This window comes from Paenarthrobacter nitroguajacolicus (assembly GCF_007786235.1).
Lineage (GTDB): Bacteria > Actinomycetota > Actinomycetes > Actinomycetales > Micrococcaceae > Arthrobacter > Arthrobacter nitroguajacolicus_A.
Genome location: NZ_VNFK01000008.1, coordinates 43,978 through 60,515 on the forward strand (window position 1 = coordinate 43,978; position 16,538 = coordinate 60,515).

Annotated in this window: 10 protein-coding genes; 5 read left to right on the forward strand and 5 right to left on the reverse strand. The window is 55.9% G+C overall.

The genetic code is table 11. From position 1 onward, the window contains the following. Position 1 precedes the first annotated feature (1 nt). Both FQP90_RS11965 and pdhA read right to left on the reverse strand, forming a co-directional pair. Positions 2-1,102 (reverse strand): alpha-ketoacid dehydrogenase subunit beta, encoded by a 1,101-nt coding sequence (locus tag FQP90_RS11965; RefSeq protein ID WP_144650529.1) that lies wholly within the window; start codon positions 1,100-1,102, stop codon positions 2-4. Next, positions 1,099-2,334, reverse strand: coding sequence for a pyruvate dehydrogenase (acetyl-transferring) E1 component subunit alpha (gene pdhA, locus FQP90_RS11970; protein ID WP_144650532.1), 1,236 nt, complete (start codon positions 2,332-2,334; stop codon positions 1,099-1,101). The genes FQP90_RS11965 and pdhA overlap by 4 nt, the downstream gene beginning before the upstream one ends. Positions 2,335-2,505: 171 nt before the next feature. Here pdhA and FQP90_RS11975 point away from each other — a divergent pair, with 171 nt between their 5' ends. The 5 genes from FQP90_RS11975 to FQP90_RS11995 all read left to right on the forward strand — a co-directional run bounded on the left by FQP90_RS11975 (position 2,506) and on the right by FQP90_RS11995 (position 8,362). Next, a complete protein-coding gene (locus FQP90_RS11975) occupies positions 2,506-2,970 on the forward strand; it encodes an Lrp/AsnC family transcriptional regulator (RefSeq protein WP_144650535.1) in 465 nt (154 codons plus the stop codon). A 60-nt stretch (positions 2,971-3,030) separates the two neighbouring features. Beyond that, positions 3,031-3,603 (forward strand): YdcF family protein, encoded by a 573-nt coding sequence (locus FQP90_RS11980; protein WP_244296730.1) that lies wholly within the window; start codon positions 3,031-3,033, stop codon positions 3,601-3,603. Positions 3,604-3,817: 214 nt separating this feature from the next. Then, positions 3,818-5,467 (forward strand): hypothetical protein, encoded by a 1,650-nt coding sequence (locus FQP90_RS11985; RefSeq protein ID WP_144650537.1) that lies wholly within the window; start codon positions 3,818-3,820, stop codon positions 5,465-5,467. 555 nt (positions 5,468-6,022) lie between these two features. Continuing rightward, positions 6,023-7,162 (forward strand): non-hydrolyzing UDP-N-acetylglucosamine 2-epimerase, encoded by a 1,140-nt coding sequence (gene wecB, locus FQP90_RS11990; protein ID WP_144650539.1) that lies wholly within the window; start codon positions 6,023-6,025, stop codon positions 7,160-7,162. A gap of 51 nt (positions 7,163-7,213) precedes the next feature. Next, complete coding sequence (locus FQP90_RS11995; protein ID WP_144650542.1) at positions 7,214-8,362, forward strand: DUF6270 domain-containing protein; 1,149 nt, start codon at positions 7,214-7,216, stop codon at positions 8,360-8,362. Between the two features lie 275 nt (positions 8,363-8,637). Here FQP90_RS11995 and FQP90_RS12000 read toward each other — a convergent pair whose 3' ends face one another. From FQP90_RS12000 to wecC, 3 genes are all read right to left on the reverse strand, one after another. Next, on the reverse strand, positions 8,638-9,630 hold the full coding sequence (locus FQP90_RS12000) for a hypothetical protein (RefSeq protein ID WP_144650544.1): 993 nt from the start codon (positions 9,628-9,630) through the stop codon (positions 8,638-8,640). Between the two features lie 190 nt (positions 9,631-9,820). Beyond that, complete coding sequence (locus tag FQP90_RS12005; protein ID WP_144650547.1) at positions 9,821-15,253, reverse strand: FkbM family methyltransferase; 5,433 nt, start codon at positions 15,251-15,253, stop codon at positions 9,821-9,823. After that, positions 15,250-16,536: a UDP-N-acetyl-D-mannosamine dehydrogenase gene (wecC, locus tag FQP90_RS12010; protein ID WP_144650550.1), complete on the reverse strand. Its 1,287-nt coding sequence runs from the start codon at positions 16,534-16,536 to the stop codon at positions 15,250-15,252. The genes FQP90_RS12005 and wecC overlap by 4 nt, the downstream gene beginning before the upstream one ends. Positions 16,537-16,538 lie beyond the last annotated feature (2 nt).

The following is a 16,538-nucleotide window of genomic DNA, read 5'->3' on the forward strand; positions in this document are numbered from 1 at the left end:
GTTAGTCCTCCCACTGAAGGTCGTCGACGGCGTCGAGGATGCGGTCGACGCTAGGCAGGTAGTAGTGCTCCAGCTTGGGAGACGGGAACGGGACATCGAAACCGGTCACGCGGAGGATCGGCGCTGCCAGGTAGTGGAACGCGCGTTCCTGCACGCGGGCCACGATTTCGGAGGAAACCGATGCGAAGCCGTGCGCTTCGGCTATGACGACGGCGCGTCCGGTCTTGCGCACGGACGCGCAGACGGTCTCGTCGTCGAAGGGAACGAGGGTGCGGACGTCGATGACCTCGAGCGAGCGTCCCTCCTCGGCCGCGGCAGCCGCAGCGGCGAGCGCGGTGGGAACGGAAGGTCCGTAGGCGATGAGCGTGGCGTCCGTGCCGGGACGGGCAACGGCTGCGCGGCCCTCGGTGGAGGTGCCGGCGTCGTGCTCTGCGCGCAAGGCGCCCAGGTCCACCTGGTCCTTGGACCAGTAGAGCTTCTTGGGTTCCATGAACATGACGGGGTCGTCGGAGTCGATGGCTTCGCGCAGCATGCGGTAGCCGTCGGCGACGGTGGCCGGGGTGTAAACCTTCAGGCCTGCGGTGTGGGCGTAGTAGGACTCGGAAGAGTCGCAGTGATGCTCCACTCCCCCAATGCCGCCGGCGTAGGGAACACGGATAACCATGGGCATTTTGAGCTTGCCCTTGGTGCGGTTGTGCATCTTGGCTACGTGGCTGACGATCTGCTCGAAGGCCGGGTACGCGAAGGCGTCGAACTGCATTTCAATGACAGGGCGCATGCCGTTGATGGCCATGCCGACCGCCATGCCCACAATGCCGGATTCTGCGAGCGGGGTGTCGAAGCAGCGCTGTTCACCGAATTCGGCCATCAAGCCGTCGGTGATGCGGAAGACCCCGCCGAGCATGCCGACGTCTTCGCCGAAGACCAGGACAGCCGGATCGGTGCGCATGGCGTCGGCCATGGCGGTGTTGAGCGCCTTAGCCATAGTGAGGCTCTGCGGACCAGTAGCTTCAGCTGTTGCTGCAGCGGAAGCGGCGGCGCTGGCGGTGGCTGCGCTGACGTTGGCTGTGGTGGTGCCGTTGGCAGCGGTGGTGACGGTCATTTTGCGCTCTCCGATCCTGAGTTGTGGGCGTTGCCGGTGTTACCGGCGCTTTCAGCGCGGGCGAGTTCGCTGGCGAGCAATTCGGACTGCTCTTTCAGCTGAGAGGTGGGCTTCGCGAAGACGTACTTGAAGAGGTCCAGAGGCTGAACCGGTACATCCTCGCCCAGGCCCTCACGGAGCTGGGTGGCGACGGCTTCGGCATGCTCGGCGATCCTGGCGCCGGCCTCGTCATCGAGGAGACCCTTGTCCGTGAGGTACGACTTCATGCGCGCCAGCGGATCCTTGGCCTGCCATTCGGCGACTTCGCTGTCCGGACGGTAGCGGGTGGCGTCGTCGGCGTTGGTGTGGGCTTGCATGCGGTAGGTATGGGCCTCAATCAGCAGCGGCCCGGATCCTTCGCGGGCCAGCTTCACGGCTCGGTCCATCACGGCGAGCAGCGCGACGAGGTCGTTGCCGTCCACGCGCTCACCGGCCATTCCGTAGCCGACGGCCTTGTGAGCCAGCGACGGAGCCACGGACTGGTGGCTGAGCGGCACGGAGATGGCGTACTTGTTGTTCTGCACAAAGAAGATGACAGGCAGGTGGAAGACGGCGGCGAAGTTCAGGGCCTCGTGGAAGTCACCTTCGCTGGTGGCGCCGTCGCCGCACATGGCCATCACTACCGTGTCTTCGCCGCGCAGCTTGGCAGCATGGGCAACACCGACTGCGTGCAGCAGCTGCGTGGTGAGGGGCGTGCACTGGATGCCAACGTTGTGCTCTGTGGGGTCGTACCCACCGTGCCAGTCGCCGCGGAAGATGGTCATGACCTCAACGGGATCCACCCCTCGTGTCATGACGGCGACGGCGTCGCGGTAGGTGGGGAACAGCCAGTCACCTTCACTGAGGCACATGGCAGCTGCAACCTGGCAGGCTTCCTGGCCATGGCTGGATGGGTAGACGGCCATGCGGCCCTGTCGGACGAGTGCAGAGTTCTGGTCGTTGACGCGACGTCCGACGACGAGCTGCTCATACGCGGCCATAAGTTCAGCGTCGCCGGGCGTGGGGTACTCGTGGCCGGGTTCGGTGCCCTGCTCGTCATGCGAGCGCAGGGTGCCATCCGGGTTCACCATTTGGATCTGGTGCCGGGCGGGGAGCATGTAGTCCTCGACGCTGATGCCGAATTTAGTCCGAACGTCAGCAGCTTGGTCCTCTACAACCGTTTCCGGCGCAGAGTGGTCTGCGTGGATCGTCATTGGTCCGTCCTTCTCTAGCCACTATGTGCTTCCAGTATGTTCCCTGGCGCTGTTTCGTATCCAGCTATCAGGAAAATCATGGAAGCCATTGCCAAAACTGGGTATTCTGGAAGACGAATTGTAATTGTGAGCTGGGTAACGCGCCTGTGCCGTAGACGAATTGGAGAGACCGTGAGCGAGGCCGAGTCGGAGCAAACCGCCGTACCGCTGGACAGCGTGGACCGGGACATCATCCGCGAACTCACCACGGACGGGCGCATGTCCATTACGCAGGTGGCCGAGAATGTGCACATCAGCCGCGCACACGCCTACTCGCGGATAGCCCGGCTCACAGGCGAAGGCGTGCTGACCAAGTTCACTGCGCTGGTGGATCCCATCAGGGCGGGCCTGCGCTCGTCCGCGTACGTAACGCTGAAGGTGCAGCAACATTCATGGCGTGAGCTGAAGGAACAACTGCGGGCCATACCGGAGGTACACCACATTGCGTTGGTAGGTGGCGACTTTGACGTCATCCTCCTGGTCCGAGCAACCGACAACATTCACCTGCGCCGTGTGATCTTCGACCAATTGCAGTCCATGGATGGGGTGCTGGATACGCAGACTTTCCTTGTGTTTGAGGATGTTGATACGCGGTAGGCGTCCTGCGTGGCTCCTGGCTCGGAGGGACCACTCATTTCCGGACCTTAGACTGTCCCCGTGCCCCTCAAAACTGCCCCCGCCACGCGCGCCTTTGGCATTGTCATAGGGGCATGCTTTGTGGCGGCAGTGCTCTGGCTGATCGCAGCCTTCCAGTTCTTCTATGACCCCCCGCAAGCGGCCCCTCACCGGACTGACGCAATCGTTGTCTTGGGCGGCATGAGCAAGGAGCGGCTACCGGTGGCCCAGGAGCTGCAGCAAGACTTGGATATCCCGGTTCTTGTGGTCTCAACAACCGGCCTTGCGGGCAATGTGGAAGGCGATGCTCTTTGCCACGAGGATGCTGGCGATCCTGACCTGGTGTGCTTCCGCCCGTCCCCCCTCAATACGAGGGGCGAAGCCGAAGCATTGCGCGCTTTGATTGCGGAACATGGTTGGAAGTCCGTCACGATAGTCACCTCCGAATACCACCTCTTCCGCGCCGGCACACTGATGGAGCAATGCACGAACGCGGAAGTCCAGATGGTGGGTTCGCAGCCCGATCTTTCCGTCGGCGCCTGGTTGGACCGGTTCGTGGTGGAAACAGGCGGCCTGATCGACGTGTGGATGCGGCCGGAGTGCTCTTCCTTATAGAGCTCTCCGTGGTTCGGGAAGGGTTGTCCGGATATGACATTTCAAGTAATGCCAAGACAAATCACACAGGGGCAGCTGTCAACTAATCGTGTAGCCCTTGTATTGATTTCTTACCGTTTGAAGGTTTTTGTCAAACTCTTGAGTTTCGAGGATGAAGCGCGCCATCCTTTTGCCATAGGTCCAAGGTCTCACCCTACGAGCCCAAGGATCCATCGTGGAAAAATTCCGGCCCAAGCCGTCCACCACCCACCTCACTCGCGCTCGGCATTTTGTAGCGAGCCTCTTCGCCGCCTTCATTCTGGTAATCGGCTTCGTTCACGGACCCATTGCTCAAGCGGCTCCGGCCCCTGTTTATCCCATCAGCGGGTACTTCATCTATGGCAGCACCAACGACGCAGTCAATGTAAAGAAATTGACGGACATCAAGTCGGTAGGTGGTGACACGGTAATCACCTTTGGCTCCCGACTGAAGCCAGCCACGCTTTCTACCATCCCTGCCGCCTGCACCATTTCGGGCATAAACTGCGCGACAGCTGCAGCGTCCGGAGTCAAGGTGAAGCGGTACTTCACCTACTCGGATGGCAGCTCATGGGCATCACCGGCCATCCTCTGTTCCCGCGACAAGACAGTCACCAGCGGAACAACTGTCTATACGATTTTGGTCTTGCCTGTTGAGGGAAGTGGCTGCAACTCACCAAGCGGAACATACGACGTTGTGGTCATCAACGGGGTGACGTCCACCTCGATGTCGGTTTCCCTTGGAAAGGCGGCCACGAATTTGGGAATGAAGTTCTACGCAGGCCTCCCGGCTCCGATCATGCGTACTGACGTCACCTACCTTCCCGACCTCTCGTACCAAGCAACGTTGTCACTCTTCACAGCCCGCTTCCTGATCTATCAAGGGAATGTGAACAATGTTCCAGGCTTGGCGGGCTTCTACCACCACACGGAGATGCCGCTCAGCGACGGAGCGGTGTGGGATTCCGTCCTCACGCTATACAGAATCCAAAACGCGAGAATTGCCCAGTACCAGCCAAGCCGCTCAGCGGTGGTTAGCCCGTACATCGACTCCCGCACCGCATTCGGCGGGCGCGTCACGGTCGATCAAGCACGCAATGCTGCCAACAAAATCGCAAAGACCGCAAACGGTGTAAAACTGGCGATCGCAGTCCAAGACGGTATGGGTACCGGCAAGGGGGCCTCATTCTTTTCCAGCGAGAGCGGTAACAGCGTTGACCAATTTGCCGCATCCATTGTGGGGAGTGGGTCTTGGGGAAGCAAGTATCTCGCCCCAACAAGGGACTACTTCTGGGCACTGTCTGAAGGCGTACGGGGTACCGGCGCCCAGCTATGGGCCAACCTCGAAGGTATGGCGCCGGCGACCTCACAGAACCCTTGCGACAACAGCTTGCGCGGGCAAAGTACTAAAACCAGAATCGATAAGCAGTTGCAGCAACTGGGCAACACACCAGTGAAGGTGATCTCGTTCATGTGGGATCCGTACTTCACCTGCGCTGGGACGTGGGCGCCGATGCTCGACCGCCTCAAAGCCGGCAACACGACCCCCATCATCACCGACTCCATTTTCTACGGAAACGGCGATGTCCTGGTCACAGGACACAACCTGAGCGGGGGCACCATCCGGGTGCAATGGTCAGACGCCAATGGACGGGTTCTCGACAAGACCGTGACTGCGGCCGACTACAACGCGTCTTACGGAAAACAGCTGGGGATCAATCCGCTGCTGGAGTCCGTTACGGCAAAGCTTGGGGCAACATCCCTGGCTTCCGGCAAGCATTACTTCATCGATGTGGTCAACGGCGCAGGTGTCAAGAACGACGCCCTGTACTCCGACCGCGGCTAGCGCAACTTCGGAGGGGCGGTTCGAGATTCGAGCCGCCTTTCTGACGCGTCGCCGCTTCTCTTAATATTGCGACTGACGGCTTCAATGCAAGAATTGGTTGTGGCCATGGTTCATCTGGACGCAACTGAGGAGTAAAACGTGACGGACCCAGTCCGCCGGACGGCGGCTCTTTCGCCTGCCCCTCGGCATCTACGCAAACGCCGTTTCAGGTCCGAGATTTCAACGAGCCACATGGCTGGGTACCAAACGAGCGGCCCCACACATCCTCCGCGCGCATCTGCACAATCTTCTTCACCAAACTCAAGAGTACTCAAGCCAACCACCCCAGCTAGGGGGCCAGACGGGCAGGGCCCCGAAACGCGCGAAGTCTCGCACAGACAAAAGCGTCTGATTGCGCTGGTGCTTGTGATCCTCGTCTCTGTCACTGTTCCTGTTCTAGCCTTGACCTTGATCTTTGCCCCGTAGGACGGCGACCAGCGGTTCGCAAATTGAACTCCCCGATGCGTCGTGCGATAGCATCGGGAGGTCACTCAACGCCACTCCCGGGGGAAATCCATGCCCAGCGTCATGCCAATCTTCGGCACCCGTCCGGAAGCCATCAAGATGGCTCCGATTGTCAGTGCTTTTCAAGAGTCCGAGGATTTCGACTGCATCGTGACTGTGACCGGTCAGCACCGCGAGATGCTGGACCAGGTCAACGAGTTGTTTGGGATTGTCCCGGACCACGATCTGAATATCCTGCAGCAGCGCCAGTCTCTTTCAGCCATCATGACTCGGACTATCGACGGTCTGGACAAGTTGTTTACGGACAAGAAACCTGACGCAGTGATCGTCCAAGGCGACACCACCACGTCAACGGCTGGCGCAATTGCCGCTTTCTACCACGGCATACCCGTAGTCCACGTCGAGGCCGGACTGCGAAGCGGGGACCTGTTCTCGCCGTTCCCGGAAGAAGCCAATCGCAAGATCACCAGCCAGATCGCAAGTCTTCATCTGGCCCCGACCAGTGTGAGCCGAGCCAACCTTCTGGCCGAGGGGATTTCGGAGGACAATATCGTCGTCACTGGCAACACCGTGATCGATGCCCTTCTCACTACTGTTGACAAGCACATCCCATTCTCGGACCCACAGCTCGAGGATCTTGCCGCCAGTGGCCGCCGAATTCTCCTGGTGACGACGCACCGCCGCGAAAACCAGGGCGACGCAATGCGTGGAGTCGGCCGCGCTTTGGCCCGCATTGCTGAGGCTGAACCTGAACTCGTCATCGTTTTGCCGGCACACAAGAACCCTGTGGTCCGCGAGGCAGTGCTGCCCGCGCTCGAAGGCAAGGCGAATGTTGTGGTTACTGAACCTCTGGCATACGGCGAGTTCACGCGCATGCTTTCCATGGCACACATCGTTCTCACTGACTCGGGCGGAGTCCAAGAAGAGGCTCCCAGCCTTGGGAAGCCGGTACTTGTGATGCGCGACAACACTGAACGTCCGGAAGCTGTGGACGCCGGGACAGTGTCCTTGATCGGTACTGACGAGGAAACAATCGTCAAGGAAGTAGACCGTCTTCTAAATCAGCAGGATGCATTTGACGCCATGGCAAACGCTGTCAACCCTTATGGCGACGGCAGGGCATCAGAACGTACGGTCGCAGCCGTTGCCCAACTGCTTGGCGTAGGAACAAGAATCGAGAACTTCTCTTAGTCACCCGAATGAGCGTCTTCCGTGCAGAATTACTCAATCAAGTGAGCTAAATTGGCAAGTATTTACATTTATGGAAGTTGTGTTTCTCGAGATTCCTTCGACTTCATCGACAAGACTGAGCACCGTCTTCTAGGCTACACAGCCCGACAGTCGCTGATTAGTGCGGTAAGCAAGCCCTATCTGGCTTCAGCTGACTCGGGATCACTAGAGAGCCAGTTCCAACTACGCAATCTCCAGGGAGATTTCGACGGCAGCCTGCTCGACATACTTTCCGAGCTGGCTCCGGAAACAGATTACATCTTTTGGGATTTAACCGATGAGCGCCTCGGCCTCATCAAGATAGATGAATATACATTCATTACGAAGTCTGTAGAACTGGTTCAAAGCGGCCTGCTGGGGAGGATTAAAGACTACGAGTGGATAAAATTCGGAACCGAAGAACATCTTGAACTGTGGCAAGAAGCAGTCCGTGCTCTCGCCGATTTTGCCAAATCCAATCTCCCCAACACCAAGATAGTTCTCATCAATCTACCTTGGGCTTTACTAGATGAAAACGGTAGACCACTCGAAAAGACTTGGGAATTGTTGCCCGACGAAGCCAATAATTTGCTGGCCAAATACGCCGCCGTTATCAGAAATCATCTTGATGTGTATGACATAGAAATGTCATGGGACAAGGCAACCGCATCCTCCAATCATAAGTGGGGTTTAGCACCGTATCACTACCAAGACGCGGTCTATGAGCAAGTCATCGAACAGTTCAATCAACTCACCCTTCGCCAAGCGGCGACAGTTTCGTACAGCCTGACAGATCTGCCTGATCCGGCCGGGCACGAACCTTGGCGCGATGCTGCAGATAATCTTGGTGAGTTTCACCTAGCGCTCCGAGCGGCATCGTTTGGAATTCACTTTGAAGCTCGCAGTTCGCTACCCGCCGGGCGAAACATGCTTGTCGCGCTCACGCTAGAGGGCGCCGACGATATGTCACTCTCAGATGCCCGAATCATGAAGTCTGGCATGGCCAGCATTGGACACTTCCGCTACCTTGAAATCGAAAGCGGACAGCGATCATACTTCGCAGGGTTCCGGCTTCCAGTCGGCGTCACATGCAGCAGCGTAAAAGTGATGGGCTGGCAGATCGAGGCCGGGCAGGTTGAAATCCGCAATTTGCGACTGGCCACGTCGCGGGATGCGATCTAGGCGTATTAGGCCAGAGGATTGACTTTGCCCGTCACCGGAGGCGCGTCTTAAGAGACGTGAGTGCTTTGCTGTCTTCGCGCTCGATGCAGTCCGAGTGGCAGGCGTGGCGTCGGCATATGAGGTTTAGGGCCAATCGTTCGCTCATTTGCAAGAGAACGTGGGGCTCTAACTGTCTTTGCCATCGATTGTCGTTTCTAGCACTTCTTGCTGACCAGAGGCATGGGATACAGTTCCACGGCATAGCCGCGTTCTCGCAACTGGAACGGGCACTCCGTTTAGAAATATGGAATTGTGTGCCAGCTTACCGTCCTAGCACGAGCCGCTGAGTCAATCATGGTATTGGGCGTAGTTTCAGGTTTAACAAAGGCCTGTTCCTCCGGTCGGGCCGCGCCAAGAGGCTTTGCGGTCTTCAAAATAGACAGGGCAAGCGCATCGTCCCCTGGCCAGTAATGCGAGGGAATACCAACATGGCCGTCCCCCGTGTATGGCCGCGATACGACTACCCTATTGAAAAGGGCTTTGACCGACTCAGAGCCTACGCCCAGCTCATCCAGGAACGGACTCAGGTGGTTCAAGGTGTGCTCGGCGTCGCCGGCGTTGTGCACGTAGTAAACCAAGTTTCCCCGGTTCCAGGCCGTATCCGTGTAGAGATCAGCCACTCGGAACCTTTGCGGGAATTCAGCCATGATGTCGTTGTATGAATAGCCAGACCACGCCGTGTTTAGGGTTTCTACGAGAGGCCGAGTGAGCGAGTAACGAAAAAGATCCGTCTGCGCGATCCGCGGAACGGCAATTGCGTTCGCAAATCGGGTTGCGAGCCGTAGAGACACAAATCCGCCCGCTGACGAACCTTCCGCCAAGACATAGTCCGCAGCTGACGCGGCCAGGACCTTGCGAATTACGGCCTCCATCCAGTCATCGGGGTCAACCCTCGGTGTGCCAACAAACCATGACAGGCGGTTGCTCGGGTTGAGCGTGAGGGTCGGATCGGCGAAGGCCACGTAAGCGGCCTTCGAGTTTCGAAGAACGTTAACCGGCTGAAAGAAATGATCGTCTGGAGTCGATGCCATCTTGGCTGAATGCAGGCCCACCCTTACAGCGCCACCTTCTGAAGGGACAGGCCTAGTGAGGAAAGACAGAGTCATTCCATCACCAATCGAAACGTGATAGATCCTCTCTTCGTCATTAGCAGCTGGCTGAAATTCAGCCAAACTTTCCAACTGGAACATCGGGACCTTGTAAAATGGATCGTCGCCGAGTGCATACATGATTTGGGCCCCTTAAACCTTCTGATACCAAGAGCTTCGGCGCAAAGAACTGAAGGTGTTTCACACAACCAGAAAATCGCGCACTGCTTCCGCCGGTTGGGCCGACAGGACTATATCCAACGTGCCTTGCATGGGTGGGGTCGTCAGTGACGCCCCCACCCATGCCCTCGGCACCCTTTCGCTACGGGTGTCACCGGTTCGTTGAGAAGGCTCCGTAGCCCAGTACAGCCAACTCCTGCGGAATGACGATAGAAGCATCACTTTGACGGCGAACCCGGCTGGCAGCCGCCCGTGACTTACGCTTGAACGTTCTGGGGGAGCGCGCCAAGAGTAACAAGGCAGCAGCCAGCTCCGCAGGACTTTCCGGCCCGACAAGCTCGGCACACCCTCCATCGGCAAACTCTGGGATAGCAGCTATCGACGTCGTGACGGGTACCAGACCGGAGGCCATCGCCTCGTCTCTGGATACGCCTTGGGTGTCCATACGTGAGGGGCAAAGGAAAACGCCATACTCGCGGTGCATCTCAGCAATCTCGTCCTGAGTAAGAAAACGCTTGTCGAGGACTACGTTTTCGAATCCCTCAAGCGGCCTGGTCAACTCATCGAATAGTGGACCGTCTCCCACAAGTCTGAACTCCATCTCCTGGAACAGCGGATCATCTGCAAGGAGGAGTATCGCGTCGACAGCAAGATCATTCGCATAGACAGACGATGCGTAAGGCCTTATGGACAGGACCTTGAGTCGCTGTTCCACGGGCTTCTTAGCATAACTAAACCGGCTGGTGTTGATCGGATTATGGATGATAACGGCGTGCTTGGAAGAGTCTATTTTCAGATCCTCCAAGGCCGTCCTGTGCAGCCAATCCGAAACGAAGACAACCTTAACATTGTCTGGAGCATCCATGAATATGCTTCTCCAGAGAGACATTCGGGACTCGCTGGCTGACTTTGCCGCCTCAACGGCAGCAGTATTCTCATAAAGAAAGGCCCGTCGGGACCAACTCTGAATGTCCGCCCCATGTGCCCAGATTGCTACGTTCGGCCGATGCTCTAGCTGACGAACTGCAGCCCACATTGATTCGGTCACGAAATGAATCGAAATTGACTGATGGTTGCCCTGAGCTAAGAACGTCTCGAGCGTCTCGGAATTTCCCGTGATTACAGAGACTCCCTCGAACTCCCTGAACCTCAGAGAGCTGCCCTCGTCCAGGACGAACACCTCCGTCGGCACGCCCGCTTGAACGTACCTACGCACCCTCGTATGAACAAACCCATTCTTGTAGAGATCCTCACTCGAAGGATAGCGGTTGGTTATTACCACATTTTTCGCACGAGAGGCAACGAACTCCGGCCTCAAGTTCTTGTGCTGCCAATGAATCCGGCGGATCGCGCTACTTCCCGACGCAAAGACCCTAAGGCCCAATTTTACACTTGCAGCATCGTTCGGAATTTCCAAAGTGTGATTCTGGTTGGCCGCCCGCACCATTCCCGATATCTTCGAATTACCTGAATTATAGAAGATAATTGCGACTTGAAGATTCAATCCTGGATCACATTCAAAATGAAAATCAAGTTTGTCGCCGGTGGCTAGCGAGTCAAGTTCCAACAACTCAGCAGCATAAATATAATCGTGTTTACCGTCCTCAAGAGTTGACTCAAAATTCCAAGCATCATCTGAAACCCATGATTCGAAGCCAGGCCGGGAAGTAGTGACGAACAGTTGTTGCATATCTTTTCCTGTTAAAGAATGCTCACTGCCAGCACCAACATCAGACGCCGATATACTGTTTGCTATTACATTCAAATCAAAGAGGCTGACACCAATATCGGACCAATTGCCGTTAACCGCTTCGACGTGCTCCGGCTTCAGCTTGGCACCGGAGCGGCAGTAGTCAAACATCTCAATCTGCAGCATGGATGGGCAGCCGTATGCTGAACTACCGTAATCTATGAGGCAATCTAAGAGTGGAACCTCGATGGCATTAGGATCCAGTACTAAGCTAGAACGCATTGGCAAGATTTTGACAGCAGTGTATGCGAGATTTGATCCCACAGTCGTTACGCCATTCCGACCAAGTTTGAAATGGGTCGCCTTGCCTACTACCGAAGCCGATGAATAGCGGCCCGCCAGAGCCAGGTCAAGCAGGTAGTTAGGACCATAGTAGTCCGAAGCATGCATTAGGCCGATGTACGACCCCATAGACACAGCATCGCTCATGGATAGGCCCTGCAGCTCGGATAGGGGCTTGACCTCTGGGAAGCGTTCGGCCAATTCCAAATTGCTGGTGAATAATCGTAAGTGAGCTTCGATACCTACTTGGCGTCCCACCGATTCTTTGAGCGCGTGAACATCTGCCTCGCGAGAGACAAGACCAAAAACTTCGACAGAGGAAAGCAATGATGATGACTCATGGGTTCCCGTTACATTCAGAATGTATGCCAAGCGATGAGCGTATGTGTGCTCACTCATAACCTTCCGGAGACCGGCAAGCCGTCTTTTCCTGCCTTCGTAGGCATCACTTGCAATAATCAGTTGGTCAACAACGGCATTACCACTATCTGAGATAACCGGTATGCCACCAAACATCAGTTCCAAGCCGCGGGAATAGTTGCTGATTACAGTCGTATTCGACGCAAGAAGCTCATAAACTCTACGAGCGAACATGGACTGAGACTCTTTCACTGAGTTCAAGTTCACCGAAAAGTCGTAACCTTTGTAGGCGAGATCGATCTCGGAGCTCGACAGAGTACCTACTATGTAGTCCTGATAGTCCTCAGGAAAAGCGTACTGTTCATCAGTCTTCCCAAAGTTTCTATCAAATATTTCGATAGTTTTATACTGTGGAATCTTAGCCATAAAAGATTCAAGGTCTTTGGTTCGATCAGGGTAGCGGCGGTAATATGCGCCAGCGAAGCACAGTCCCGAGTTCCTCTGATATAGCTCCAACGGGTTGTGCAAGTACGGCTGGCAGGCAAAGGGCAAGAAATGAACCCGATCATGCCCTAAGTCACTCTTGTATTTTTGCACACAGTCAATATCCGTAGTGAAAACGTGGTCAACCAACTTTGCGGTGTTCAAGAATGTCGAATAATGTACCGGATCCTCTTTATTCCACAGGACTACTGTAACTCCGCGGCTATTGGCCCATTCGATGATCTCACGCACGGGCGCGGCGGTTTGCGCTACCTTGTTTCCCCATTCGTTCTCCTTGCCGCGCCAAGCGGATTCCAAGAAGACCAATGATGGCGCAAAATTTTCAAGCTCCTGAAGGTAGTTACCCAATGAAAGCTCCAGGAGGTCACACTCTGGAGCAAAAGAATGTACAGTGAATTCATCCATGATCGCAGCCACACGCGTTTTACCTGCGCTGGTTGGGGTCTCCAGCCGCAAAGACTCTGTTTCACGGCTGTCTGGAAGTAGCCGCGACCTGCGGATCTCCGCTGCTCTGTTTGTGGGCCCCTTGGGAGCTGCGGGTACCGAGCTGATATTCGGCTCCAAAGACGTGGAGGCGGAAGCCATCATGCTCTCGCTCGTTGTCTTTCGGCGTTGGTTCTCCACCATCAATTGCCCCAGTGCAACGGGCAGATTAACGAAACCCGAAGGTGACTTCAGGGAGTTGCGCAGTAATTGACCGAGTCGGAAGGTAACACTCGCTCTGAGGAGCTTTGTCTTAGCCTCTGCTAACGCCAACTTTTCCTTAGTTTCCGCCAGCTCATTTTTCAGGCTTGCCATCTCTATCAACGCAACCTGAGCCTTGGATTCCTGAAGGGAGGCCCTTTCCTGTTCAGCAGACAGCTCAGTGGCAGACCGTTCGAGAGCAGCGCGAACATCTGTGAGCTGGCTACCAGAAAGCTTGGCGGCATCCTCGAACGATTGGCCGCGCTTCCTGGAGTCTTTCAAGCTAGTTTCAAGACGGGCGACGAGCCCTTTTTCAACCGTCAGCTTACGCTCAAGTTCAGCGATAGTTTCGTGGGCAGATGTCAGTTCGCTTCCTGCTGCCAAAAGACGCTCGTCGAGGATTGCTAAGCGTTCCAACGCCATAGACAGCTGGGTTTCCGCGCTGTCGGCGTCTGCCCGGGCTGAGGCGGATTTCGTCACAAGCATCTTGGCATGGCTTCGCAGCTGGCGCACACGGTTCTCAGACTGCTTGAGATCCATCTCAAGCGCTTGACGTTCATCCGACCACTTTTTCGTCTGCTCCGATAAACGCGATTCCAGCTCAAGGTTGAGTGCACTGATCTGCCTCATGAGCTTATCGACACTCTTTACACGGCTTCGTTCAAACGACAAGCGCGCTCGTACGTCACTTAACACAGCGGAACGCGCGTTGGCGGCTGCTACCAGTTTCTCTTTGGCTCGCACACTTGCCGCCAAGGAAGTCTCCAGCTCACGAAGTTCATCTTGGCTGCGTGCCATGCTGGCCTCGAGCTCAAGGAGCTGTACATCCTTCGTCGCCACCTGTTGCTCTAAAACTCGAAGTTTTTCTTGTGCAAGAACCCCAGCAGTGAGCCTGTCCTCCTGCCCCCGAGCCAAGATGAGCTTTTGCTCAAGTTGCAGTCGTAACTCCACGATCTGTGCCGCCCGCCCGGCCAAGTCTTCTTTCAAAATGGACACTTGGCGGGCAGCATCAGAACGTGTCCTGAGGCTTTCTTCTAGCGTCAGGATTTGCTCATTCTTCTGGTCAAGATTAAGACGAACGTTGGCTAACTCGGTCTCATTCTGGGCTAGCCGCTGCTGCAGTTTGGCCGATTGTTCCTGTTCGTGGACACCCGAAGCAATGCTGGCACGGAGTTGTTCTTTTTGCTGACCCAACAGCGTGGTAACTTCTCGGTACTTCAGATTTGCCTGGTTTAGGGAATTTCTGAGGTCAGCGATGAGCTTTCGGTCGTAATATGTCGCAGAAACCTGCTGTTTGACGATTTGCTCGAAGCGGTCCTGGTTATCCGCTGAAGCATTGTGCCCAAATCTATGCGTCGGAGTAGCGTTGAATGTTGAAAGATAGTGGTAGTTCAGTTGCGCTAAGAATTCGTGAATCTTTTCGAACTCCGACCGAGTTTGACACTCAACAAACAATTCCGGCAAATCACGGGCAATCAGTTTTTTGGCGCCGCTGAGGACATCAAATTCCATTCCCTCAACATCAATCTTGATCGCTCGGACAGGATCGTCGAAAACTAGATCATCTAATCTAATAATCTTGGTCGCCTGCTCATCCTCATCAACAAGTTCAAGGCGCTGTGCACCTCGATTGTTTTCTGCGGTTTGAACGAGCCTCCCAAAACCGTCTGAATCCCCCACACCAACCTGATGAACTGTTATCCGTCCTTCAGCACAATTGGCCGCAACACTCGTCGAGATTGCTGCGCAGAGCTCCGCATCTGGTTCAAAGGCGTGCACTTGCGCACCTGCCACACAAGCCAAATACAAAGTGTGATTGCCACAGTTTGCCCCGATATCCAAAACCAAGTCACCAGGTTCTATGCAGTCAGTCATGTCGATCAACATGGCCTCTTCATAGGGACGCTGCGTTGAAGCTATCGTCTTTTGAATATAGTCCTGCTCAGCGTCGGGAAGGCTCAGCCAGTACTTCGTTCCATCTGCAATAATCTCGATTGATTTCATCCCTCGCGGCTACCCAAGACCTCTCGGGCACGTACGTCGAACGATCCCCGCGTATCGATCAGCACCTTGCCGTCCAACAGCTCAGGTCCAACCTCTTTTACCGCGTCGTGGTCGACAAGAACCAGCACCACATGGGAGCGCTGAATCGACTCTTCAACTGACACGAACTCGACGTTACGGCGGTTAGCGAGCTGACGCGGCAATGTTTCGATGTGCGGTTCCGCAACGTTGAGTCGACGTTCGGGCAATGCGTCCGCGAGACGTGAGGCAATTTCGATAGCAGGAGATTCACGGAGGTCGTCTATGTTCGCCTTGAATGCCAGACCCAAGACAGACAGCTCTGCCGATTCCGGCAACCCGGCAAAGGCAGACATTGCCTGCTCAATTACCCACTCCGGCTTCGAGTCATTGACCTCTCGAGCCGTGCGGATCAAGCGCGATTCCTCGGGCGCTGCAGCCACAATGAACCACGGGTCAACAGCAATGCAGTGCCCGCCCACGCCAGGACCTGGTTGGAGGATATTCACTCGGGGGTGGTGGTTTGCCAAACGAATGAGCTCCCATACATCTATGCCGAGCTTCTCGCTAATCACTGATAGTTCATTAGCAAACGCGATGTTGACATCACGGTATGAGTTCTCAACGAGCTTTGCCATTTCGGCAGTAACGGCATCAGTAGTGAGAATCTCGCCTTGGCAGAATACTGAGTAGAGGTTCTTGGCAGACTCAGCGGCCTCGGGTGTCATGCCGCCAACGATCCTGTCGTTGGTGACCAGTTCGATCATGACACGACCCGGAAGAACGCGCTCAGGGCAGTGTGCAACCAGAATGGCCGGCCGCGAATCTGAGCCGTCCAGGCTCAGGTCGGGGCGCAGGTTGAGAATGTAGTTGGCCATGTGTTCAGTGGCCCCTGGAGGAGAAGTTGATTCAAGAATCAGCAGTTCGCCGCCCTGCAGCTGCGGCGCAATACCCCTGGCGGCAGACTCTATGTAGCTAAGATCCGCTGAGCGGTCTTCTTGGAACGGCGTCGGAACCGCGACGATATACGCCTCAGCCTGCGGGGTCGATGTCGTTGCCTTAAGGTGGCCTTGGCTCACCGCTCCAGACACGTGAACACCAAGGTCCGGCTCCACAAAAGGTACCTGCCCAGCGTTCACCGCGTCCACAGTACGTTGGCTGACGTCCACGCCAATGACCTCTATGCCATTCGTGGCAAGGATGGCAGCAGTTGGAAGGCCGATGTAACCAAGACCGATTACGGCTACGCGATTAATAGTATTCAATG

What these genes read in the sequence shown, in the direction of transcription:
- FQP90_RS11965 (WP_144650529.1), bottom strand. Translation starts at nt 1,102, where the DNA reads ATGACCGTCACCACCGCTGCCAACGGCACCACCACAGCCAACGTCAGC.
- pdhA (WP_144650532.1), bottom strand. Translation starts at nt 2,334, where the DNA reads ATGACGATCCACGCAGACCACTCTGCGCCGGAAACGGTTGTAGAGGAC.
- wecB (WP_144650539.1), top strand. Translation starts at nt 6,023, where the DNA reads ATGCCCAGCGTCATGCCAATCTTCGGCACCCGTCCGGAAGCCATCAAG.
- FQP90_RS12000 (WP_144650544.1), bottom strand. Translation starts at nt 9,630, where the DNA reads ATGTATGCACTCGGCGACGATCCATTTTACAAGGTCCCGATGTTCCAG.
- FQP90_RS12005 (WP_144650547.1), bottom strand. Translation starts at nt 15,253, where the DNA reads ATGAAATCAATCGAGATTATTGCAGATGGAACGAAGTACTGGCTGAGC.